The following is a 688-nucleotide window of genomic DNA, read 5'->3' as shown; positions in this document are numbered from 1 at the left end:
CCCAGCGCTCGGCGAGCTGCGCCACCAGGAAGAGACCGCGCCCGCCCTCGTCCGTCATGGTCGCGTACCGCAGATGCGGGGCGGTGCTGCTGCTGTCGTACACCTCGCAGATCAGATGACGTTCGTACAGCATCCGCACCTGGATCGGCGGGGCCCCGTGCCGCATCGCGTTGGTCACCAGCTCGCTGAGGATCAGCTCCGTGCCGAACGACAGCTCCTCGAGCCCCCACTCGGCGAGCTTCCGCACCACCGCAGCCCGCAACTCGCCCACCGCCGCCGGGTCCGACGGCACCGGCCACTCGGCGATCCGCCCTGCGGGCAGCGCCCGGGTGCGCGCCACGATCAGCGCGATGTCGTCGGCCGCCTTCCCCGGACGCCGGGACTCCAGCACGGACCGGCACGTCTCCTCCGGGGATTCCCCGGCGCCGGCCAGCGCCTGCCGGAGACGCTCCAGGCCCACGTCGATGTCGTGCTCGCGGTCCTCGACCAGACCGTCGGTGTACAGCACCAGCCTGCTGCCCTCCGGCAGCTCCAGCTCCGCCGACTCGAACGGCAGCCCGCCCAGACCCAGCGGCGGCCCCACGGGCGCGTCCGGGAACTCCACCCGCCCGTCCGGCCGCACCAGCGCCGGCGGCGGATGACCCGCGCGCGCCAGCGAGCAGCGCCGGGCCACCGGGTCGTACACCGC

Annotated in this window: 1 protein-coding gene; it reads right to left on the bottom strand. The window is 74.4% G+C overall.

Translation table 11 applies throughout. The annotated features are described in order from the left end of the window. The coding region (locus tag CCN29_RS34680) for a SpoIIE family protein phosphatase (RefSeq protein WP_442538714.1) at nt 1-688 on the bottom strand (688 nt) is incomplete at both ends.

The sequence above is a fragment of the Streptomyces pseudogriseolus genome, from assembly GCA_002154585.1.
GTDB lineage: Bacteria > Actinomycetota > Actinomycetes > Streptomycetales > Streptomycetaceae > Streptomyces > Streptomyces pseudogriseolus.
This window is presented reverse-complemented; position numbering and strand designations above follow the sequence as displayed.